This window comes from Mycobacterium ostraviense, assembly GCF_002705925.1.
Lineage (GTDB): Bacteria > Actinomycetota > Actinomycetes > Mycobacteriales > Mycobacteriaceae > Mycobacterium > Mycobacterium ostraviense.
The window spans coordinates 2,995,492-3,016,901 of the sequence record NZ_NKRE01000001.1; the positions used below are offsets into that span (position 1 = coordinate 2,995,492).

19 protein-coding genes and 1 pseudogene are annotated in these 21,410 nt (G+C 63.3%); 17 read left to right on the forward strand and 3 right to left on the reverse strand.

Translation table 11 applies throughout. The annotated features are described in order from the left end of the window. The first annotated feature begins 209 nt into the window (after positions 1-209). The 10 genes from CDN38_RS13705 to CDN38_RS13750 all read left to right on the forward strand — a co-directional run bounded on the left by CDN38_RS13705 (position 210) and on the right by CDN38_RS13750 (position 8,790). Positions 210-1,652, forward strand: coding sequence for a CCA tRNA nucleotidyltransferase (locus CDN38_RS13705; RefSeq protein WP_075512752.1), 1,443 nt, complete (start codon positions 210-212; stop codon positions 1,650-1,652). A gap of 24 nt (positions 1,653-1,676) precedes the next feature. Continuing rightward, complete coding sequence (locus tag CDN38_RS13710; RefSeq protein ID WP_075512753.1) at positions 1,677-2,186, forward strand: pullulanase; 510 nt, start codon at positions 1,677-1,679, stop codon at positions 2,184-2,186. Positions 2,187-2,273: 87 nt separating this feature from the next. Beyond that, positions 2,274-2,588, forward strand: a complete 315-nt coding sequence (locus tag CDN38_RS13715; RefSeq protein ID WP_075512766.1) for a DUF2563 family protein — start codon at positions 2,274-2,276, stop codon at positions 2,586-2,588. Further along, a complete protein-coding gene (locus CDN38_RS13720; RefSeq protein WP_075512754.1) occupies positions 2,570-4,456 on the forward strand; it encodes a putative alpha/beta hydrolase in 1,887 nt (628 codons plus the stop codon). Before CDN38_RS13715 ends, CDN38_RS13720 begins: the two co-directional genes overlap by 19 nt. A gap of 48 nt (positions 4,457-4,504) precedes the next feature. Further along, a complete protein-coding gene (locus CDN38_RS13725) occupies positions 4,505-5,032 on the forward strand; it encodes a lipoprotein LppJ family protein (RefSeq protein ID WP_180276325.1) in 528 nt (175 codons plus the stop codon). Positions 5,033-5,099: 67 nt separating this feature from the next. Next, entirely contained in the window at positions 5,100-5,327 is a 228-nt protein-coding gene (locus CDN38_RS32415) for a YrhB domain-containing protein (RefSeq protein WP_075512755.1), read from the forward strand. Between the two features lie 134 nt (positions 5,328-5,461). Further along, positions 5,462-5,773 (forward strand): WXG100 family type VII secretion target, encoded by a 312-nt coding sequence (locus CDN38_RS13735; RefSeq protein ID WP_075512756.1) that lies wholly within the window; start codon positions 5,462-5,464, stop codon positions 5,771-5,773. After that, complete coding sequence (locus tag CDN38_RS13740; RefSeq protein WP_075512757.1) at positions 5,766-6,056, forward strand: WXG100 family type VII secretion target; 291 nt, start codon at positions 5,766-5,768, stop codon at positions 6,054-6,056. The genes CDN38_RS13735 and CDN38_RS13740 overlap by 8 nt, the downstream gene beginning before the upstream one ends. 4 nt (positions 6,057-6,060) lie before the next feature. Next, complete coding sequence (locus CDN38_RS31810; RefSeq protein WP_082277345.1) at positions 6,061-8,523, forward strand: ADP-ribosyltransferase; 2,463 nt, start codon at positions 6,061-6,063, stop codon at positions 8,521-8,523. Positions 8,524-8,568: 45 nt separating this feature from the next. Further along, a complete protein-coding gene (locus tag CDN38_RS13750) occupies positions 8,569-8,790 on the forward strand; it encodes a hypothetical protein (RefSeq protein WP_082277346.1) in 222 nt (73 codons plus the stop codon). Positions 8,791-8,934: 144 nt separating this feature from the next. Here the strand turns inward: CDN38_RS13750 and CDN38_RS31815 are convergent, their stop codons facing one another. After that, positions 8,935-9,069, reverse strand: coding sequence for a hypothetical protein (locus tag CDN38_RS31815; protein WP_267888309.1), 135 nt, complete (start codon positions 9,067-9,069; stop codon positions 8,935-8,937). Positions 9,070-9,438: 369 nt separating this feature from the next. On the opposite strand from CDN38_RS31815, the gene CDN38_RS33010 reads away from it, so the two are divergent. Continuing rightward, positions 9,439-9,873 carry a hypothetical protein gene (locus tag CDN38_RS33010; protein WP_075512759.1) on the forward strand — a complete coding sequence of 145 codons (435 nt, stop codon included), beginning with the start codon at positions 9,439-9,441 and terminating at the stop codon, positions 9,871-9,873. Positions 9,874-10,303: 430 nt separating this feature from the next. On the opposite strand, the gene CDN38_RS30770 is transcribed toward CDN38_RS33010, so the two are convergent. Beyond that, positions 10,304-10,513 carry a hypothetical protein gene (locus tag CDN38_RS30770; protein WP_075512760.1) on the reverse strand — a complete coding sequence of 70 codons (210 nt, stop codon included), beginning with the start codon at positions 10,511-10,513 and terminating at the stop codon, positions 10,304-10,306. A gap of 426 nt (positions 10,514-10,939) precedes the next feature. Between CDN38_RS30770 and CDN38_RS30775 the strand changes: the two genes are divergently transcribed. Beyond that, a complete protein-coding gene (locus CDN38_RS30775; RefSeq protein WP_233026865.1) occupies positions 10,940-12,064 on the forward strand; it encodes a DUF5631 domain-containing protein in 1,125 nt (374 codons plus the stop codon). A gap of 227 nt (positions 12,065-12,291) precedes the next feature. Next, a complete protein-coding gene (locus CDN38_RS13775; protein WP_099319005.1) occupies positions 12,292-13,305 on the forward strand; it encodes a hypothetical protein in 1,014 nt (337 codons plus the stop codon). Between the two features lie 493 nt (positions 13,306-13,798). Here CDN38_RS13775 and CDN38_RS31820 read toward each other — a convergent pair whose 3' ends face one another. Continuing rightward, a complete protein-coding gene (locus CDN38_RS31820) occupies positions 13,799-13,921 on the reverse strand; it encodes a hypothetical protein (protein WP_267888310.1) in 123 nt (40 codons plus the stop codon). Positions 13,922-14,419: 498 nt separating this feature from the next. Between CDN38_RS31820 and CDN38_RS13785 the strand changes: the two genes are divergently transcribed. The 4 genes and pseudogenes from CDN38_RS13785 to CDN38_RS13800 form a co-directional block, all read left to right on the forward strand. Continuing rightward, positions 14,420-15,292, forward strand: coding sequence for a transglycosylase (locus CDN38_RS13785; RefSeq protein ID WP_075512763.1), 873 nt, complete (start codon positions 14,420-14,422; stop codon positions 15,290-15,292). Between the two features lie 3 nt (positions 15,293-15,295). Next, a complete protein-coding gene (gene eccB, locus CDN38_RS13790; protein WP_075512764.1) occupies positions 15,296-16,783 on the forward strand; it encodes a type VII secretion protein EccB in 1,488 nt (495 codons plus the stop codon). Between the two features lie 4 nt (positions 16,784-16,787). Further along, positions 16,788-21,005 (forward strand): type VII secretion protein EccCa, encoded by a 4,218-nt coding sequence (eccCa, locus tag CDN38_RS13795; RefSeq protein ID WP_075512765.1) that lies wholly within the window; start codon positions 16,788-16,790, stop codon positions 21,003-21,005. A 46-nt stretch (positions 21,006-21,051) separates the two neighbouring features. Continuing rightward, positions 21,052-21,315 (forward strand): annotated as a pseudogene (locus CDN38_RS13800) (putative alpha/beta hydrolase); the annotation flags it as partial. Positions 21,316-21,410: the final 95 nt, after the last annotated feature.

The following is a 21,410-nucleotide window of genomic DNA, read 5'->3' on the forward strand; positions in this document are numbered from 1 at the left end:
GCTGGCCGCGGACTGGGCGAGTCCCGTCGGCCACTTGGGTCACAGAAGTCTCTGGGTTGGAGGACAGCGATGCCCACCTTCGCGCGACTGTGCTACGGCCATCCGACTGAACCCCACGCGGTTGATTCGGCCTCTCTCGACGAGCCGGCAAATACCCGTCAGCTACCTGTCAACGCCACGCCGATCGATTCCGATTAGGCTGATCGAACGTGCCCGACACCGTCCAGGACGCCGACCTGCTGACCGCGGCCGCGGTCGCCCTCAATCGGCATGCCGCCGTGCTTCGCGAACTCGGGTCGGTATTCGCTAAAGCGGGTCATGAGTTGTATCTGGTCGGCGGTTCGGTGCGCGATGCGCTGCTGGGCCGGTTGAGCCCCGATCTGGATTTCACCACCGACGCCCGTCCCGAGCAGGTACAGAAGCTCGTGCGGTCCTGGGCCGATGCGGTATGGGACACCGGGATCGACTTCGGCACCATCGGCGTCGGCAAGGACGCCTACCGGCTGGAGATCACGACATTTCGGGCCGACAGCTACGACCAGGTGTCGCGGCACCCCGAGGTGTCGTTCGGCGACCGCCTCCACGACGATCTGGTACGCCGCGACTTCACGGTCAACGCTATGGCGGTGCGAGTCACGCCGAACGGTCCGGGCGAGTTCCTCGATCCGCTGGGCGGTTTGGCGTCGTTGCGCGACAAGGTGCTCGACACTCCGGCGCTACCGTCGGAGTCCTTCGGTGACGACCCGTTGCGGATGTTGCGCGCCGCGCGGTTCGTCTCCCAACTGGGCTTCACCGTTGCCCCGCGGGTGCGGACGGCGATCGAAGAGATGGCCCTGCAGCTGGGCCGGATCAGCGCCGAGCGGGTTGCCGCCGAACTGGACAAGCTGCTGCTGGGTGACGACCCGATCGCGGGCATCGACCTGATGGTGCAGAGCGGCATGGGTGAGGTGGTGCTGCCCGAGGTCGGCGGCATGCGGATGGCGATCGACGAACACCACCAGCACAAGGACGTCTACCAGCATTCGCTGACAGTGTTGCGGCAGGCGATCGCGCTGGAAGACGAGGGCCCGAACCTGGCACTGCGCTGGGCGGCGCTGCTGCACGACATCGGCAAACCCGCCACCCGCCGGCACGAGGCCAACGGCGGGGTCAGCTTCCACCACCATGAGGTGGTCGGCGCCAAGATGGTCCGCAAGCGGATGCGCGCGCTCAAGTACTCCAAACAGATGATCGACGACGTCTCGCAGCTGGTGTATCTACATTTGCGGTTTCACGGATATGGCGACGGCAAGTGGACCGATTCCGCGGTGCGCCGCTATGTCACCGACGCCGGGCCGTTGCTGTCGCGGCTGCACAAGTTGGTGCGTGCCGATTGCACGACCCGCAACCAGCGCCGCGCGGCCCGGCTGCAGGCCAGTTACGACCGGCTAGAGGAGCGGATCGCCGAGCTGGCCGCCCAAGAGGATCTGGCTCGGGTTCGCCCGGATCTCGACGGTAATCAGATCATGAAGCTGCTCGACATTCCGCCGGGCCCGCTGGTGGGTGAGGCGTGGCGCTACCTGAAAGAACTGCGGCTGGACCGCGGGCCGCTGAGCACCGAGGAAGCCACCGCCGAACTGTTGGCCTGGTGGAAAACTCGGGGGAACCACTAACTTCGGCGTTGCGTCAGAACGGTTGTGGAGTATTGCGTGGGCGGGGACGACGGGTCTGCGGCCATCTGGAACCGTGCACCCGACCTCGATCTCGACGGTGACGGCCGGCTCGATGCGATCGGGCTCGATGTGGACGGCGATGGGATGCGCGACGATGCGCTGACCGATTTCGATGGCGACGGGCTGGCCGACCATGCCGTGCTCGACGTCGACAATGACGGCACGCCGGAAAGCTACTTCACCGATGACGGGTCGGGGACGTGGGCGGTCGCAGTCGACCGGGGCGGACAGGTGCGCTGGTTCGGGCTGGATGGCGTCGAGCACACCGGCGGTCCGCTGGTCGACTTCGACGGGTACGGCCATGCAGACGACTGGCTGATCGACGCCGACGGCGACGGGCGGGCCGACCGGGTGCTGTGTGCCGGGGACGAGGGTATGACCGCATATGTCGACACCGACGGGGACGGGCATTGGAACGTAAGGCTGCGTGACACCGACGGCGACGGCGCCGCTGATGGCGCCAGTTCATTGTGAATTGACCGGTACCCCGGCTCTGGTTAGCCTGGCCCGCAACTGCTGGGCCGCGCCAATGCTGTCCGTAGCTCTTCGAAAGAGGTGGCGATGTTCGTTGACACGGGATCACTGCACTTGGGGGCCAACGATTCTCACCGTGCGGGTGACCATGCGCAGGATGGAGCCGGTCATCTCTCGCGCGGATCACTGCTGTCGGGGATGTTCGGGGAGTTTGCCGCAGCCGAGGCATTTCATGGCGCAGTCACCTCGGCGCATGCCCAGCAGGTGAAAACGTTGCAGGCCCACCAAGAGGTGCTCACCGCAGTCGGCGGCAACGCGCGTCGAGCTGCGGCGGGGTTCACCGGGATGGATGAGCGCAACGCCGCGCAGCTGCGGGCGGTGCGATGCAGCTCCGCTACATAAGCATTCCACTGTTGATCGGCGAGGCCGGCGGTGATCCGTGGGCGATCAACTCCAGCCTCCAAAGTGGGCGCCCAGCACAGATTGCCGATTTGGCGCAGGCCTTTCATGACGCGGGCCGGTGTACCGCCGAATCCAGTGCGGCCTTCGACGAGGCGCGTCGCCGATTTGAGGCGGCGTGGAATCGGGAAAACGGCGATCATCCGATCAACGACTCCGCCGAAGTGCAGCGGGTGGCTCAGTCGCTGGGCGCGCAGTCCTTGCAGTTGCCGAAGATCGGGGTCGATCTGGAGACCATCGCGGCGGCGTTGGCCGAAGCGCAGCGGTCGGCCAGTGGGCAGATCGCGACGCTGGAGGGCCGACTGCAACAGCTCGACAACCAGATCGGCCAAGCGGTCGAACTCGAGAAGGATATCCACCTCACCAATGCCGATAGAGCGGCGCTCGACGCACTTATCTCTGCCCTTGAGGATCAGGCAATCGCCGACACCAAAAGCGCCCTGGGACAACTGCAATCGATCCGCAACGGCTACTCGGACACGCTGCAGAAGTCGCTGAACACATTGCGAAGTGATGGGTATGACCCGGCAGGTATCCAGGCTCTCGACGCTCCGCAATCACCACCGAAACCTGAAGAGCCGATTCAGATTCCGCCACCAGGAACCAGCGCTGAGGAGGTCAACAAGTGGTGGAAATCGCTGAGCCCTGAACAGCAGCGGCAGCTGATCGCTGACCATCCGCCAGAGCTGGGGAACCTCAACGGAATTCCGGTCGACGTCCGCAGTCCGATTAACAAAGCAGTGATGAACGACGACCTCCATCGCGTGGCGGACGTTGCCGACAAATATGGTGTTTCGGTCAACGAGGTGGTCGCCGATCCGGGCAAGTATGGGCTGTCCGCGGCAGCAATTACCCGCTATAACAACGCTTGCCGTACTCAGGAGGGGCTGAACGCGTCCGCCAAGGCGAAGGATGAACGGAACAATCATCCGGAAGTATTTCTGTTGAAGTATCAACCCGATGCCTTCGGCGGCGAGGGGGCCGCCGCGATCGCCATGGGCAACCCCGACACCGCGGCTCACACTGCAGTCCTGGTCAAGGGGCTGGGTAGTGGGGTTCGCGAGGGAACGCTTTCCAACCCCGACGGGGTGCGCCTGTACCAGGAGTCCAGCCGAGCCGACTGGGGAAAGCGAACCGCGGTGGTGATGTGGGTGGGCTATGACGCGCCCAACACCGTGACAGACCCGGGTTTGTACGAGCCGAACATGGCCCGTACCGGGGGGCAGGCGCTGGCCGCCGATGTGAACGCCCTGGCGGTCACCCACCACGACGACGTGCCGTCACACATGACGGTGGTCGGACACTCCTACGGTTCCACTACGGTCTCGGATGCGGCGGCGGCATACGGGATGCATGCCGACGATGTGGTGCTGGTCGGCTCGCCGGGAGCCGACCTGGCGCATTCGGCGGCCGATTTTGATCTATCTCCGGGTGGGCATCTTTATGTCGGGGCGGCTTCGGGGGATGCGGTCACCTGGTCGCCTGGTCATGTGACCGGACCCGGACTCATCGGTCCGACGCTAGGTGGGCTTGGAGACGATCCCGCCGTCGACGGTTTCGGGGCCACCCGGTTCAAAGCCGAAGTGCCGGGTTATACCGGCGTTCCGGTGTATGACCATTCGCATTACTTTGATGACGGGTCGGAATCGCTGTTCAGCATCTCTGACGTGGTCTCCGGTCACGGCGATGCGCTACAGCACGATGGGATGACCGCACATCATCGTGGTGAATACGGGATGGGGGAGTGGTTCGACCCCGAAGCGCTGCGATCGGCGACCACCGGGCACCGCCATAGCGGACCGACGGGCTGAAATGTGTGCCGTTTCGCGACTTTGAAATTCTTGAAAGGAAGTGGACGGGTGTGGACCCTGCCAGTCCGGGTTGCCGTCGCGGCGATCGTAATCGGCCTTGTGCTCGGCGGATGTGCTGACGACGTGCGTCACCCGATTTCGCCTCAGCAGGCACGCGCCCAGGTTGTCGATGCGGCCCACGACATCGTCAACTCCCTTCATGCCGAGGTGACTGAAGCGACATTCAGTTACGAATCATGTAATGACCAGGGAGAGCCACCGTTTCGTGGGGTGGTGGACTTATCGCTTTGGATGCCCGGTGTCTCGCACGATGGACCGGCCGATCCTAAGACGGTGATCTCAACGTTGGTCGCCGACGGGTGGAGCACCGACTCCGATTTCATATCTCATTCGCCGACGCTGCGGAAGAAGGACGTCAACGCCATCGTGACGGTGGTACCGCCCGCGCTCCAAGGGGAAGGATTCAACAGTCATGTCGGCGTCAAACTGGACGGCGAGTGCCGCGACACCTTCGACCACCGTAGGGACCACTCCATCTTGCCGGTCGATATCAGTAGGGAAATTCAGCAGCCCTGATGCCGTCGGCGATGAACACTGGATTCATGAGGTATCGATGAATGAAATAGGCCTGGGAGAGGCTCGAATGCGTGCTGTCGAGGCGATTGACAAATTAGCTGAGAAAGAGCGACTGGGTGAGCTCATGATCATTGATTCAGCGATCGTGGAGACAAACGGAGCATGGTATTTCCCGTACGACGCGGTCGCGTTCGTCGTACATGGAGATATTTCCGCTGCCGTGGCGGGGAATGTGCCAGTGAGGGTACCGCGAGATGGCAGCGCTCTCACGTACGAAGCGCCCGCTCAGTGGTGAAGCGGGGGAGCGAGCCGCAATTTGCTGTCGGCCTTGAAGTGCGCCATCGGCACCTTTGGTGTTGTAAGTCACTTCATCGGTCGTAGGGCGCTGGCTGAATTGTGGCGACGTGCCGATGTTGTTAGGTTGCCGCCATGGGCGCTGATGACACGTTGCGAGTAGATCCTGTGGTGATGCACGGGTTCGCCGAGTCGTTGCGTGGTGCCGCTGAGCATTTTGCAACGCAGTTGGCAGAGCTTGATTCTGAGGTTGGCGAGGTGTTGGGCGGCTGGCGCGGCGCGTCGGGGACCTCGTATGGCTCGGCGTGGGAGTTGTGGCATCGCGGTGCTGGTGAGGTGCAACTGGGGTTGGCCATCCTGGCGCAGGCGGTAGCCGAGGCGGGGGCGGGGTATCAGCAAAATGAGACTGCATCCGCCCAAGCGATGCGTGAGGTCGGTGGTGGCTGAGGCGTTTCGGGTCGATCCGGCGGCGCTGTCCGAGGCGGTGCAGCGGATGGCCGAGTTCGGGCGTCATACCGAAAGCATGCTCGCCGAGATCGACTCGTTAGTGACCCGGTTGCACGTGACGTGGACGGGGCATGGTGCGGCGGCTCATGCTGAGGCGCACCGGCATTGGGCTCTGGGTGAGGCGATGATGCGCCAGGCATTGGCTCAATTGCGTACCGCGGGACAGGGCGCCCATGCCAACTACTCGGGCGCCATGTCGACCAATAGCCGTATGTGGTCGTGAGCTGATGACCACGCTGGCGGTGGATCCGGCGGCCCTTGATGGCGCCGGTGCGGCGGTGGTGGCTGCGGGTGAGAATCTGGGGTCGGTGACCTCGACGCTGACCGGCGCGCTGGCGGGATCTGCTGGGATGGCCGGTGATGATCCGGCCGGCGCGCAGTTCGGACGTGCGTATGACGAGACGGCGGCCATGGTGTTGCAGGCGATGGCCGTTACGCGTAATGGGTTGTGCAATCTCGGCGATGGCGTGCGCATGACCGCGCACAACTACTCGGTGGCCGAGGCCATGTCCGATGTGGCCGGCCGCGCCGCGCCGCTGCCGGTGCCGCAGCTGACGAGTTGCGTGGCCGCGAGTTCGGCGCCGTCGGCCATTGGTAACGGCGATAGCGCCCCGGCGGGCTGGGGCTGGGTAGCTCCCTACATCGGGATGATTTGGCCCAATGGGGATTCGGGGAAGCTGCGTGCGGCGGCGGCGGCTTGGCGTAACGCCGGCACTCAGTTCGCGGTGGCCGAAATCCACGCTACCGCCGGACCGATGAATGCCATTCGCGCTCAGCAACTCCCGGAAGCAGGGCTCATCGAGGGCGCGTTTTCCGATGCCTACTCCGGCGCGACCGCCGTAGTGGGGCAGTGTCAGACCATCGCAACCGGCCTCGACAAATATGCGGCCAAAATCGACGCGGTCCATGCGGCGATCCTGGATTTGTTGTCACGTATCTGCGATCCGCTGACGGGAATTAAAGAAGTCTGGGAGTTTCTCACCGACGAGGACGAAGACGAGATCGCCCGCATCGCCCATGACATCGCAGCGGTGGTCGATAATTTCACCGGCGAAGTTGATGCGCTCGGCAACCAGATCGGTGAGGCGGTTGCGCAGGCTCATACGACGATCACCAACATGGGTCGGCTCGCTGCCAAGGAATGGGACCAATTCCTGCAAGGCAACCCGGTGGGACAGGTCATTGATTTTGCGGGGCAGCGGCTGGAAGGACTCGGGAAGGCAGCATGGGGCCTGGGGGAAACGGCCTGGCACTACAACCAGATCCGCGCTCTGCTCGACCCGGTTGGTTATGGCCGCGATGTGGGGGGCATGGCGTTGGGGATGGCGCCGCTGGTCGGCCTCGGCGACGACCATGTGCCGTCGGTGGCCGACTCGTGGAAGCAACTCGGTAAAGAGCTAATCCACTGGGACGAGTGGCGAAAAAGCCCTGGTGAAGCCCTCGGAAAAACCGAGGCCGACATTGGGACGATGTTCCTACCGGGTGGCGCGCTATCAAAGCTCACCAACAAAGGCCGCGACGTTGCCGATGCCGCAAGAGCCCTAAGGCAGCAGTTGTTCCGGTCAGGCGAGCCCCACGGTGACCCGAATCCTCCTAAGCCACCCACACCCGCGGTCCCCAAGTCTGAACCGCCTGACCAGCCGCAGCCGCCGACGGACCAACAGCCCCGATCTGGCAGCCCGACGCCTGGGCCGCAGTCCAAACCCGGAGCCGAAGACAATCCGCTACCCAAGAGCCCCACTGAAAACAAGACACCAGTCGAGAACAAGTCCCCGACAGCGAAACCAGTTGAACCCTCCGTAACGTTACCGACATCACCAGGCCAGCCCGATACCTCCGCACCAGCCGAATTGGGCGAACATCCACCGCCAACGCACGCACCATCAAGTCAGCCCGTCCAAGCCAAGGCACCGGGGCCCACGCCCCAAAATGCGTCTGTTGCCGAGCCAACGCTTGCCGCACCGTCTGCACAACAATCTGCATCCACACTGGCGGCATCCCACACTTCGACCGCCCAATCCATGCCGGACGGCGTGCCGTCTAAACCACCGCCGTCAGGTGGGGCGTCGCCCAGCGGAATACCCAGTGGGCAGTCAACCGAACTCGCGCCGAGCCACGAAACTGGCGGAGTGCATGGCACTAAGGGTGACGCTAGTGAGCGGCCTGTACATGACAGCGCGGGCACGGATAATCTCGGCTCCTCCGTCGGCGGACAATATGCGATCATTGATAGCTTAAACACCGATGATCTATCCGCACTCGCGGACTATACTGGAAATGGTTTTACGGATTTAAACAGTGCGTTGAGGGGTGGCGTATTGGATTCATCTCAACTCGCTCGTGTAAACGCTTTGAATAGAGCGTTGGAAAAGCTTCCGGCATATGATGGGGCGGTCGTGCGGGGCACGAATCTTTCAGATGAGGCGCTGGCCCAGTATGAGCCAGGCAGGTTTGTAGAAGAGAAGGCTTTCATGAGCACGTCGACGGATCCAGGAGTCGCACGGTCCTCGGTGTTTGTGGGAAACGTCGAGTTTAGAGTCTTGTCCAAGACTGGACGAGATGTTTCTGCCGTTTCTATCGTTCCTCACGAGCAAGAGATTCTGTTTCCGGCGCGTACAATCTTTTACATCGTAAGCAAGGTAGTAGACCCATTGACAGGTCAAACAATCATTGATATGATTGAACACTGATTTCTAATGAATTGAGATGGCGATCAACCGATTGGATGTCAGCAATTGAGCAGAGAAATTGCCGGAAAAGTGTTCTATACTCAAGAAGAGGCCGAGCAGGCCGGCCTCACCCCTCCGAGCGGCGAGGAGATTGTCCGCGCAAAAAAGCTCTTTGATGAATTTCAGAAGAAAATGGACGCTGTACCTTCGGATCGGGTCGGGGAAGTCTCACCCAAATTTTGGGATGATACTTCGGGCACCGAATGTGAAGGTCCGAGAGAACGCTGATGTGTCGGCGGCCCGTAATGGGCGGGCGCGTGCACGGGGATGACCGGCAATAGCGATAATTTTTTGATACGCCAGCGCCACAGCCACGTCGAGCACGATCTTACCGGGATCGTGGCTGGCCTACGGTTTACGCTGCGGCGCTAACTAACGGGCCTCCGACAACACCCTCGTCAGCTCCACCTGCTCTGCGGCACGCAACACGACAACACCACCCGCATGCGACACCGCGCGGTACCCCCAGGTGACGCAGACCCGGTCGGGGTCGACGTTGATAGCCATCCGACAGGAGTTTGCGCATCTTCGGGCGTGACACGACACCAGCCGACTGTGACATCGGTAATCATTCCCGCTGAGAGGCGCCTGGCAGCCGCTCTCTGTCTCGGAAGTCCAGGTTGCAGATCGGTTGTGGCACGACGTGATTTGCCGCCAGCTTGATCGTTGCCCCACCATTGAATCCGTCGCGGTTCCGTGTTGGGTTGCACGCGTATACACGCATCGCGTTGGTTCCCCAATGGCGGACTCTTAGGAGGGTATATGGCCGAAGAATGCGCGCAAGACGTTGGCGGCGGCGCTAGCCGCTCGCCCAATGGGTCGTCGGTTCGGGCAGGTTCCAGTCGGCTCGGGCGACCCTCAGGCACAAGGCGTGCTATGTTCTTGGCCGCGATGTCTAGCGTGGTGGCCGTTGCTGCGCTGAGCATGGCCCTCATAGCCTTCTCGCGGGGCGCTCGACCGGCTACGAGTAGCGCGCCGACGTATAGCCCTGCAGATACAGCCGCGGCTCAACGACAGCTGTGCGATACCTACCGCCTGGTGGCGCGAGCGGTGCAGGTCGACACAAATGGCAATAACCCCGCATTGGCGCGTATCGCGACCACCAATGCCGCGGTTATGCTCGATAACGCTGCGGCGAATGCGGCACTCGATACCACGCACCGCGACGCCGCGCGCGCACTTGCAACCGCCTACCTCACCACCACAGCGATGGGCAACAGGGACGTTGCTAGTGACAGCGACTTTAGAGCTGCTCTCGATGACCTGATCGCTAAGGATGCAGTGATGAAGAAGGTATGCGGTGACGGGTGACCTTCCGCCTGGGAGGTGGACTACGGCGTTGATCGGGCCGTGGTGGCCAACTCCGTCGACGACCCTTCGCGCTGCCGCTCAACATTGGACCGCATGGATGACGCAGAAGCAAGAACTGGCTCAGAGTCTGCGGAATCAGCGAGAGCTCTTGTCTCGCAATGAAGGCAAGACTGCGGAGGATCTTATTGCCCGGTATTTCCAGGGTGAGAGAGCTGAGCTAGACAAGGCGGAAAAATACAAGGCAAAGTCTGACGCGTTTATCACAGGTGCTGATGCCATCGATTATCTGCGGAGCCGTTTGACAGACATCGCAAACACCGGCAACAAACAAATAGATGACGTTCTTGCGTCGAAGAAGCCGTTATCCGAGCAGTTAGCGGAAATTCATAGAATCCAAGCCCAGTGCAATGCTGACGCCACGTCCGCTTCCCTAGCCACTGTCGACAAAATCGTGGGTGCCACTCAAAAGATCCTCGATGCCGAAGGTGTTGGCGGAGATGCGCGAAACTGGGCGCGCGACCACGGGTTCGCTATCGACGATGTGCCGCACTCGCTTCAGATCACCAAGGATGACCTGAGTACGGCGGCAGCGGGCCAGGGCGGTCGCGACGGCGGTGTTGATGGCCTGAGCGGGGGCCAAAACGCAGTTTCACAGGCTTCGCCGGCCGGTCCTGGTTTGCGTGATGGTGGTGGCTTTCGTGCCCCTGGTGGCGTTCAAAGTGCCGCCACCCAGGAGGCATGGCCTCCAGCGGCGGCTGGTGCCGGTGCGCGCGCCGGGCCAATACCAACAAGCCCACCACCGGTCACACCGCCGGTCACCACACCACCAGGGATCACCCCCGGCATACCAGCAGCCCCCGGCCTACCCGGCGGGTCATTCTCACCAGCGGCCGCAGGTCAAGGCATCTCACCCGCCTCGCTTGGGCAATCGTTTGCCACCGGGATGATGACGGGGCAACCGGCTGCCGCGGGTGCGCAATCATTGTCGGCTGGCGCCATGCATGCGATGGAATCGGGATCAACACCCGCACCGCAGACAGCTTCTCCATTACCTACCCCGCCACCGGTGGCTGCACCGACCATGGCCGCTGTCGGGATTGAATCGGCCGCAATCCACCCTTCCGTCGACACGTCAGCGACCACGTCCGGCACCCCGGTGATGGCAGCCAGTGACACCGGCACGGCGGCGGTAGCACCAACGGTGGTAACCGGCACGCCGATGTCCGCGCCCGCGACGCCTGCGGTTGGACCGGCCGTCCCTGCTGGATCGCTGCCCGCTTATGGCTCCGACCTGCGCCCATCCGTCGTCGCTGCCGGGCCCACGCCGTCGGCTGTGGCAGGGCCGGTTTCCGGTGCGGCGGTGGCACCGTCGGCGTCGTCGTCACCATCAGCCGGGGGCCCGCTGGTTTCTCCGGTCGAGCGCACAGCGTCGGGCACCACCACGGGTGGGCAGGTCGGCGCAAGCGGAACACCGATGGCCGCAGCATCGGCAGCGTCGGCCACATCCGGAGCGGCCGCCGGTGCGGTGTCTGCTAGGACGGCCGAGCAACAACGGCTGGAGCGGCTCGTCGATGCGGTGGCTCGCCAGGAACCGCGGCTGTCCTGGGCGGCCGGACTGCGTGAGGATGGCACCACCACCCTCCTGGTCACGGATCTTGCAGGGGGGTGGATCCCGCCCCACATTCGACTGCCTGCCAACGTGACCCTGCTGGAGCCAACCGCGCGGCGTCGCGATGTCAGCGTGGTCGACTTGTTGGGAGCCGTCGTCGCCGCGGCTGCACACGAGCCGAACGCCTACATTGGCGAGCCGGGTCCCGATGCACCTCTGCTCAGCGGCGATCGCTCAGCGCGCTCCGCAGCGCCTCAAGTCGACGAACTGGGACCGACCCTCGTCGAGGCCGTGCGTCGTCGCGACGGCCTCCCGCGGATAGCGCAAGCCATCGCAGCTCCGGCAGTGCGCAAAACCGGCGTCCTGGAAAGCGAAACCCAATTGCTGCGAGAGCGCCTTACCGCGATCCAGGAGTCGGTGCTCAACGCGTACCCGGACCACGAGCTATCGGCCCTTGGCGATTGGATGCTCATGTCGGCAATCGATGCGCTGATCGACGAGCATCAGTATCTCGCGAACTATCACATGGCGTGGTTTGCCGTAGTCGCTCGACGCGAGGGCTCCGGAGGGTTTGCTGCGTAGGGAGTTTTGGTGATTCCCGGGCCGTGGTTCCAGCACCCGGGCGACGTTGCAGGACTGTCAGCTTCGGACCCGGCAGCGCTGGCTACTGTGGCATAGGCCCGCCGCCCCATCGAGGTGAATACCTGTCAGGTTGTGCTGTGACAAAATCATGATGACGCACCCGTCGGCGCGTGCAATGCAACCAAGGAGCGGCCTCAGGTCAGCCCAGACGAGGTTGAGGTGACGACATGACCGCGGATCCATTCCCGTTCCCGGTTCCGGGAGTTCCGGCCATCCCGCCCAACTCCAGCGGAGTCCCGATCAAGGTGACGCCGGAGACCTTACAACAGGCGCTGTACGGGCCGTTGTCGCCGCAGGTCGAGCCGAATATCGTTCCGCCGCCAGGACCCGCCCCCGCAGACCAGTGGCAATCGGCCCTCGGGAGCTCCGGGAATCTTGGTGTTCCCGGCGACGTGGCATCGAGCGCCCAGGAAGATATGGATCGTCGGGCGCACGCGGCCGATGCCGCGCGGAAGTTCCCGGCTAACGAGGCTGACGCGGCACAGCAGTTCCAAGGCGTCGGTGCGCAGGCGGGCGCCCAGGGGGCTACCCAGATGATCCAACAAGTGGTGTCCGGCATTACCGGTGCCGTTGGCGGGGCGGTTGGCGGCATCTTGGGGCCACTCACCCAGCTTCCACAGCAGGCGATGCAGGCCGGCCAGGGCGCAATGCAGCCGCTGATGAGTGCGCTTCAGCAAGGCCACGGCGCGCAGGGGCTGGAGGCTGCGGACGGCGCCCGGCTTGTGGACAGCATCGGCGAAGAATCCGGGCTCGGCGGCGGCAGTGGTGCCGGAGGCAGCGGCTCCGGTGGCGGGGGTGGTGGCGGTACAACCCCGACGGGTTATCTGGGACCGCCGCCGGTGCCGACGTCGTCACCACCGACAACTCCTGCTGGGGCGCCAACCAAGTCGGTGACCGGAACGCCCACCAGCGGTACGTCGCCCACACCGACATCGATGGGTGGGACAGGGATGCCGATGGTTCCGCCCGGCGCGATGGGCCATGGCGGTGAAGGGGGGAGCAAGGACAAGCCGGTCGAGAAGCGGATAACCGCTCCGGGTGTGCCCAACGGGCAGCCGGTCAAGGGCCGCTTGACGGCCCCGCCTAGTGTCCCCGTCAAGACTGGCGATGGCAAACCGCCCGTTACCAAGTCGGCCCGCCGGATTGTGGTATTGCCGAGCGACGGGGAAGCGCAGGAATAGCCCAAGTGCTTTCGAGCTGAGCCGGGACAGCTCGTCGGGTTCACCGGACCCGCTCGGAAGTCGCCCATACCTCAAATCGACGACGCGGTGCATGGGCGTTCGGGTTGCCCACCCACGCACCTATTCCGTTCGGCCTCAGCGGGCATGGCGTGGTCCCGGACGGCGAGTCGCTTGTGCGCTTGAGCCTCGTGCCGAATTCCCGGCCAGGGCAACCATAGTGACGGACACCATTGTGCATCTCGGGCCGCTTCGGGCCAGGCCGCAATGGCGCAGGAATGACCCGGCCATACCTAGTTGACGTACACATAGGCGGAGGCGAATGAAGCGGAAGATAGCAATGGGCACCGGTACCCTCGCCTTCGCAATCGCCGGGTCCCAAGTGTGGCGCACGTTTGAGTTAGGGCGCATCGCATCGTTCTATTCGGACAGTCTCGATTGCCTAATTCGCGGCGACACCGATCGGCAGTCATTACACTTCCACCTTTCGGTATTTCTACTGGCGGCTGAACGTCGAGGCGGCATTGCCGACTGCCGCCGCGCTGGTCTTGATCCTGGTGTTCTCTGGAAAGTCCATGGGGTTGAGATTGGTCGCGGTCGGATGCGGCGTCGTCGTCATCACTACAACCCGGCGGAGCGCGCCACCCGCCGTGGCCGGAAATGACACCTAAACCAGTTCGTGATATCGGCTCCGTGCGGGAATCGCCCACTCAATTCCAGGAACACAGCAAACCGCAATTTGTACCGCGCACCGAGTGAGTGGTCGAGTCGTCGTAGCCGAAGTAATGTCATGGCCGTGACGCCATTACGCCACCTCCGCCGGGTCGATCGAATGGCGCGGAGGGTTGCCTTGACGCTACCCTGCTCTACACGAGCGAGCCGACGTTCCGGGCATTCTGTTGGATGCCGTCGGCCTGGCGTGGGCGTTCGCTGACCAGAAGTTGCGGGAGTAGTGGCTCAATGTTTGTTTCCGATCCGGTGCGCCAAGTCACGGCCGGCGAACTGCCGGGCCCGCCACCGACGGATTTGACACAAACGGCAGTCGGGCTTGCCGGCGACGGGCCGGCGCCTGCCGGCGGGCCGACGACCTCGCTCGGCTTCGAACACAGGAGCATCGTTGACTGACCCCGTGACCGCGCAGGCAATAGCGGCGCTATCCCGCGGTCACCGCCTGTTCGCGCGCCGCGCCACGCCGGCTGCCATAGACAGCGTCCCAGCACGCGTCCAGGCGCACGCCGACGCAATACGGCAGGCGACGGTAGCCCAACCCACCGTCGCGGAAAACAAGTCCGATACCTCGGTGCGGGTGCTGCGCCGGTTGGCCGACACCGATGCGGAGCTGGCGCAGATCACCGCAGCAGCCCAGGCCGATCACGCGCACGCCGGCACCGTGACGCGCGCGATCCTGGACGCCGCGAAGGCCGATGTCATGCCGTCCGTGGATACTCCACTGGGCCGCCGCGAGGCGATGGCCCGGATGGTGGCACGGCTACGAGCTCAGCATCGACACATTGCTCGGTCCAAAGCGCGGGCACGGCTACATGCACTGCGGCTGCGGCGGCTGCACTACCTGCGGACAGCACGAAGAAGGCACTACGAAACCACATCCACCGGACGCGCAGCGGTATTGGCTGCAATTCAGGAAGCCTTGGACATCAAGGGTATTCATGATCCCGTCGCACGAGCCAGGTGGGCCCGTGGTATGGATCTGGTGGCGCGACGCGAGTCCAACTACAATGCCGACGCCGAAAACCACTGGGATTCCAACGCTGCAAAGGGCACGCCCAGCAAGGGTGCTTGGCAGTTCATTGCGCCGACGTTCCTGAGCTATCACCAGCCTGGGACGTCGACCGACATTCACGACCTGGTCGCCCAGGCGTGCGCGTTCATCAACTATGCGCGCGGCCACTACGGCGTGGCCGCAGATGCGTCGAATTTGGCTGATCGAATTCAGCAGGCCGATCCTCGCCGAACGCCTAAGGGGTATTGAGAAATGCCGTTGAGTTTGTCCAACCGCGACCAGAATTCCGGTCACCTGTTCTACAACCGGCGGCTACGCGCGGCGACGACCCGCTTCTCGGTGCGAATGAAGCACGACGACCGCAAACAAACTGCCGCGCTTGCGTTGTCGGTGGTGTTGGTCGCTATCGCAGCAGGATGGATGATGCTGCTCAATGTGCTGAAACCCACTGGCATCGTGGGTGACTCAGCAATCATCGGTGACCGCGATTCCGGCGCCATCTATGCACGCATCGACGGCCGGCTATATCCAGCACTGAATTTCACGTCCGCGCGCTTGGCAACCGGGACGGCCGGACAGCCGACATGGGTCAAACCGGCTGAGATTGCGAAGTATCCGACCGGTCCGCTTATCGGCATTCCCGGAGCGCCCCCGGCGATGCCGGTAAACCTGGGTGCCATCTCGGCGTGGGCAGTGTGCGATACCGCTGGTCGGCCACGTAGCGGCGACAAGCCGGTGGTGACCTCGATCGCGGGCATGCCCACCGGCGGCGGGCGCGCAGCGCCGATGCCCAGCGACGCAGGCCTGCTGGTGACATTCGAGGGCAGCACCTATGTGATCTGGGGAGGCAAGCGATCACAGATCGATCCGGCCAATAGGGCGGTGACCTTGAGTCTGGGGCTCGACCCCGCAGTGACGATGCCGGTAGAGATCTCGCGCGCGCTGTTCGACGGGTTACCGGCGACCGAACCGCTGCGCATACCGCAGATACCCGAGGCTGGAACTCCCTCGAAGTGGGTGCCGGGTTCCCAGGTTGGTGCGGTGCTGCAAGCCCAAACCGCCGGCGGGGGAAGCCAGTTCTACGTACTGCTGCCGGACGGCGTGCAAAAGATCAACAGTTTCGTGGCCGATCTGCTGCGCAGTGCCAACTCCTATGGATCGACGGCGCCGCGACTGGTGACTCCAGACGTACTCGTCAACACACCTCAGGTGACCTCGTTGCCGGTGGAGTACTACCCGACCGGGCGGCTGAATTTCGTTGACACCGCTGCGAATCCGACCACCTGTGTTTCTTGGGAGAAGGCGTCGACGGATCCGCAGGCCCGCATCGCCGTCTACAACGGCCGGGGCTTGCCGGTTCCCTCGTCGATGGACAACCGGATCGTGCGATTGGTGCGTGACGACCGCAACCCGGCGTCGGTGGTTGCCAAGCAGGTTCTGGTCTTGCCGGGTGCGGCGAACTTCGTGACCTCGACCAGCGCTGTGGTCACCGCTGATTCGCGTGAATCGTTGTTCTGGGTGTCAGCTAACGGCGTGCGATTCGGAATCGCCAACGATGAATCGACGCTGCGCGCGTTGGGACTGGACCCGTCTCACGCCGTGCAGGCGCCGTGGCCACTGCTGCGGACCTTCGCGGCGGGACCGGCATTGTCACGCGAGGCTGCGCTGTTGGCTCGCGACACGGTGCCGACGCTGGGCCAGGTGGCCGTGATGACGACGACAGCGAAGGCGGGCGGCTAGCAGGATGTCGAAGAAAGCATTTCCCATCAACCGTGCCAAGATCCAGCCGCCGAAACCGGTTCGGGTGGCGCCTAATGCGCCGATCGCACTACCGGAACGCGAGCCACGCAATATCTGGGTGATGATCGGCGTACCGGCGCTGATCGTGGCGTTGATCGGCACCATCGTCATGCTGTACGTGTCGGGCGTGCGCAGTCTGTCAACCGGGTTCTTTCCGCTGATGGGCATCGGCGCGTTCAGCATGCTGGCGTTTTCCGGGCGGTTCGGCCGGGCCCGCAAGATCACCTGGGGCGAAATGGAAAAGGGTCGCCGCCGCTATCTTCGCGACCTCGACGTCATCCGTGACGAGATCCAGGACGCCGTATGCGCGCAACGCTCGTGGCAGCATGCGGTGCACTCCGATCCGCGCGGTTTGGGCGCCATCATCGGGGGCCCCCGGATGTGGGAACGCGGCCGCGGCGACGTCGACTTCCTGGAGGTGCGGCTGGGCACCGGCGTGCAGCATGCACCCGATTCGGTGTTGTCGGTGACCTGGCCTGACATCTCCTCCGAGGAGGAACTCGAACCCGTTACCGGGCAGGCGTTGCGCGATTTCATCTTGGAGCAGCGCAAGATTCGCGATATCGCCAAGGTGGTGAATCTACGCTCGGCACCGGGCTTCAGTTTCGTCAGCGAAGACTTGGATCGGGTGCGGTCGCTGATGCGCTCGATGTTGTGCTCGCTGGCGGTGTTTCACAACCCGCGCGAAATCAAGCTGATGGTGGTGACGCGTAACCCCGAGGTGTGGTCATGGATGGTGTGGCTGCCTCATAACCTGCACGACGAGTTGTTCGACGCGTGTGGATGGCGGCGGTTGATCTTCGCCACCCCCGAAGAGCTGGAGGCGACGCTGGGCGCCGAGCTACACATGAAGGGAAAGCGCGGCGCGTGGACACCGCCGACGGCAGCCAGCCCAACGGCAATGGGCTCCGCACTGGAAACCGGCCAAGGCGCCGACGGGGTGGACTTGGGACCGCACTTGGTGATTGTTGACGACAACACCGGCAGTCCCGATGCGTGGGAGAGCGTCGTCGGGCAGGTCGGCAAGGCCGGTATTACGGTGCTGCGTATCGCGTCGCGGGTGGGGACTGGCGTTGGATTCGGTGACGACCAGGTTTTCGATATGGCTGAACGAGATGGCGCGACAAGCGGTTCCGCCGCCCTCAGACCCGGCACAAATGGCTCCGATGGCTCCGAAGTCGAGGGCGACGACGCCCGCCCCACGCCGCTGTTGCGCGCGCGCGGCAAGTTCTTCGCCCACGCCGACCAGCTGTCCATCCATCGGGCCTACCGATATGCGCGCGCGATGGCGCGGTGGTCACCGACAAGCCGCAGCGAGATCATCGATTCGACCAGCGGCGCCGCCGAGCTGCTGCGGGCACTCGGCATCAGCGATCCGCGGGAATTGGATGTCGACCGGTTGTGGGCCGAGCGCCGCGGCCGCGGTGACGAACGATGGTCGGAGATCCCGGTCGGTGCGAAACCGAACGGCGAGCTGCAGAATGTCATCATCCGCGCAAAAGACTTCGGTGGCTTCGGGTTTCATTCAGTGGTCATCGGGACCAGCGGGTCGGGCAAGTCCGAGTTCTTCTTGTCATTGGTCTACGGGATCGCGCTGACACACTCGCCGGAGACGTTCAACGTCATCTTCGTCGACATGAAGTTCGAATCTGCAGCCCAAGACATCCTGGGCATTCCGCATGTGGTTGCCGCTCTGTCCAACCTCGGTAAGGACGAGCGCCATCTGGCGGAACGTATGCGCAGGGTCATCGACGGCGAGATCAAACAGCGATACGAGTTGTTCACGTCGGTGGGTGCGCGCGATGCCAACGACTACGAAGAGATCCGCCTTGCCGGTCGCGATCTGCCGCCGGTGCCGGTCTTGCTCGTCATCGTCGACGAATATCTGGAGTTGTTCGCCAACCACGAGAAGTGGATCCAGCTGATCATCCATATCGGCCAGGAGGGCCGCGGCGCCAACGTCTTCTTCATGTTGGGCGGGCAGCGGCTGGACCTGTCGTCGCTGCAGAAAGTCAAGTCCAACATCGCATTTCGGATCGCGCTGCGTGCCGAATCCGGCGATGACAGTCGAGAAGTGATCGGTTCAGACGCGGCTTACCACCTGCCGTCCAAGGAGAACGGTTTTGCGCTGCTGAAGGTGGGGCCACGCGACCTCGAGCCGTTCCGCTGCTTCTACCTGTCCGCACCGTTCGTCGTGCCGAAGAAAAAGGAAGTGGCCAAAACCATCGACATGACGTTGACCAAGCCCCGGCTGTACAACTGGCAGTACCAGCCGCTGGACCCATCCGACGCCGAGGCGTTGGAGGTCGCGGCCGCCGCCGATGCGGAACCCGACGAATTCCTCTACCACGACGATGGATTCAAGAAGAAGAAGGTTGTCGACGTGTTGCGCGAATCGCTACGGGCCGTACCGCACCGATCGCCGCGACGGCCATGGTTGGAGCCACTGGAAGACGCCGAAACGGTTGATGTCCTGGTGGCTGGATATCGCGGTAAGCCATGGCATGTCGATTACGGGGACAACCCGGGGATGATGTTTCCGGTCGGTGTCATGGACATCCCCGAAGAATCCAAACAGGTCGTGTATGCGATCGACGCGCTGCGCAGCAACATCATCGTGGTCGGCGCCAAGCAGCGCGGCAAGACGACCGCCTTGATGACGCTAATGGCCTCGGCCGCAACGATGTACAACCCAGCGCGGGTGACATTCTTCTGCATCGGCGGGGCCACCATGGCTCAGGTCGCTTCGCTACCGCATGTCACCGACATCGTGTCGCCCAAGGACGCCGAAGGCATCGAGCGCATCTTGAGCACGATGGAGGCATTGATCGATTCGCGTGAAGAGGGGTTTCGGCGCGCCAGAATTGATCTAGACGGATTTCGGGAGCGCCGTTTCGGCCCGGGCAGTGACGGGATCGGCGGCACCGACCCCGACGACCAATTCGGCGATGTCTTTGTGGTGCTTGACGATTACGACGATTTGTACTCCCGGGACAACACAATCGGTGATCGCATCATTTCGTTGAGCAGCCGCGGTCCCGAATACGGTGTGCACCTGATGGTTAGCGCGGGCGGCTGGATTCACGGCCAGCGGCAAAGTCTGCTGCAGAACGTGACCGCGCGAATCCAGTTGCGGCTGGCCGACCCGAGCGAAAGCCAGATGGGGCATTCGTCCATCGAGTCACGCGAGGCGGCGCGACGAACATTGAACCGCCCCGGTTTCGGTTTGACGGAGAGTTTGCACGAGCTGCGCGTTGGTGTTCCGGCGCTGGCTGATCCTGCCACCGGCGAATTGGTCGGTATTACCGAAGTCGGGGAACGAATCGCTGACGTCGCTGGTGTGACTAAACACGCAAGCCTGCAGCGGCTGCCGCAGCGGGTCGAACTCAAGGCCATCCTCGAATACGAGGCCGCACATCCCAGCGGCGACGACCTGTCGATTGCATTTGCCATCGGCGAGCGGCACCAAGTCGGCCCGGTGCCGCTCAAGTTGCGGGAGAGCCCAGGGTTGATGATTTTGGGCCGCCAGGGCTGCGGCAAGACCACCGCGCTGGTGGCCATCGGTGAGGCGGTGATGAGCCGGTTCAGCCCGGAAGAAGCCCAGCTGACGCTGATCGACCCCAAGACCGCCCCGCATGGTTTTCGCGACTTGCATGGCCCCGGCTATGTGCGGGCATACGCCTATGACCAAGACGAGATCGACGAGGTCATCACAGAGCTGGCCCAACAGGTCTTACTGCCCCGATTGCCTCCGAAGGGGCTGAGCCAGGAAGAGTTGCGCGCGCTCAAGCCATGGGAAGGGTGTCGGCATTTCGTGCTCATCGACGACATCCAGGACCTGCGCAAGGAACAGACTTACCCGCAGAAGCCGCCGGTGGGTGCGGCGCTGTGGAAGCTGATGGAGCGCGCCCGCCAGATCGGTTTGCACGTGTTTACCACACGCAATAGTGCGAACTGGGCGACCATGCCGATGGATCCGTGGATGAGATTCCAAACGTCAGCGAAAGTGGCCCAGCTGTATATGGATAACGATCCGCAGAACAGAATCAACCGAATGGTTCGAGCGCAAGCGTTACCGCCCGGACGTGGTTTGCTGGTCAACACCGACGATGCCGTCGAAGGAGTGTTGGTCGGGCTTCCGACGACGCTGGCCGCACGGTAAGAGTCCCCAGGATGGAAGGCAGCGTTTCAGAGTCGCAGACGGTGCGATGCAGCTCCGGTACATAAGCATTCCGCTGCTGATCGCCGAGGCCGGCGGCGACCCCTGGGCGATTAACAACAGTCTCCAAGTTGGCCGTCCGGCGCAGATTTCCGGTCTGGGGCAAGCATTTCACGACGCGGGCCGTTGCACCGCCGAGGCGAACGCCGCATTCGCCGACGCACGTCGCCGCTTCGAAGCGGCGTGGAACCGGGAAAACGGCGACCACCCAATCAACGACTCCGGCGACGTGCAGCGGCTAGTGCAGTCGCTGGTCGGTGGGGGAAATGGGGTGCTGAGCTGGGGTTTGTGGTGATGTGGACAGAATAATGTAGCCACTAAACATGGCGTGTTGCTGCTACTGGTAGG

Excerpts from the sequence above, each read along its gene's own strand:
- CDN38_RS13715 (WP_075512766.1), top strand. The coding sequence starts at position 2,274 with ATGTTCGTTGACACGGGATCACTGCACTTGGGGGCCAACGATTCTCAC.
- CDN38_RS13720 (WP_075512754.1), top strand. The coding sequence starts at position 2,570 with ATGCAGCTCCGCTACATAAGCATTCCACTGTTGATCGGCGAGGCCGGC.
- CDN38_RS32415 (WP_075512755.1), top strand. The coding sequence starts at position 5,100 with ATGCGTGCTGTCGAGGCGATTGACAAATTAGCTGAGAAAGAGCGACTG.
- CDN38_RS13735 (WP_075512756.1), top strand. The coding sequence starts at position 5,462 with ATGGGCGCTGATGACACGTTGCGAGTAGATCCTGTGGTGATGCACGGG.
- CDN38_RS31810 (WP_082277345.1), top strand. The coding sequence starts at position 6,061 with ATGACCACGCTGGCGGTGGATCCGGCGGCCCTTGATGGCGCCGGTGCG.
- CDN38_RS31815 (WP_267888309.1), bottom strand. The coding sequence starts at position 9,069 with ATGGCTATCAACGTCGACCCCGACCGGGTCTGCGTCACCTGGGGGTAC.
- CDN38_RS33010 (WP_075512759.1), top strand. The coding sequence starts at position 9,439 with ATGTTCTTGGCCGCGATGTCTAGCGTGGTGGCCGTTGCTGCGCTGAGC.
- CDN38_RS13775 (WP_099319005.1), top strand. The coding sequence starts at position 12,292 with ATGACCGCGGATCCATTCCCGTTCCCGGTTCCGGGAGTTCCGGCCATC.
- CDN38_RS31820 (WP_267888310.1), bottom strand. The coding sequence starts at position 13,921 with ATGACGACGACGCCGCATCCGACCGCGACCAATCTCAACCCCATGGAC.
- eccB (WP_075512764.1), top strand. The coding sequence starts at position 15,296 with ATGCCGTTGAGTTTGTCCAACCGCGACCAGAATTCCGGTCACCTGTTC.
- eccCa (WP_075512765.1), top strand. The coding sequence starts at position 16,788 with ATGTCGAAGAAAGCATTTCCCATCAACCGTGCCAAGATCCAGCCGCCG.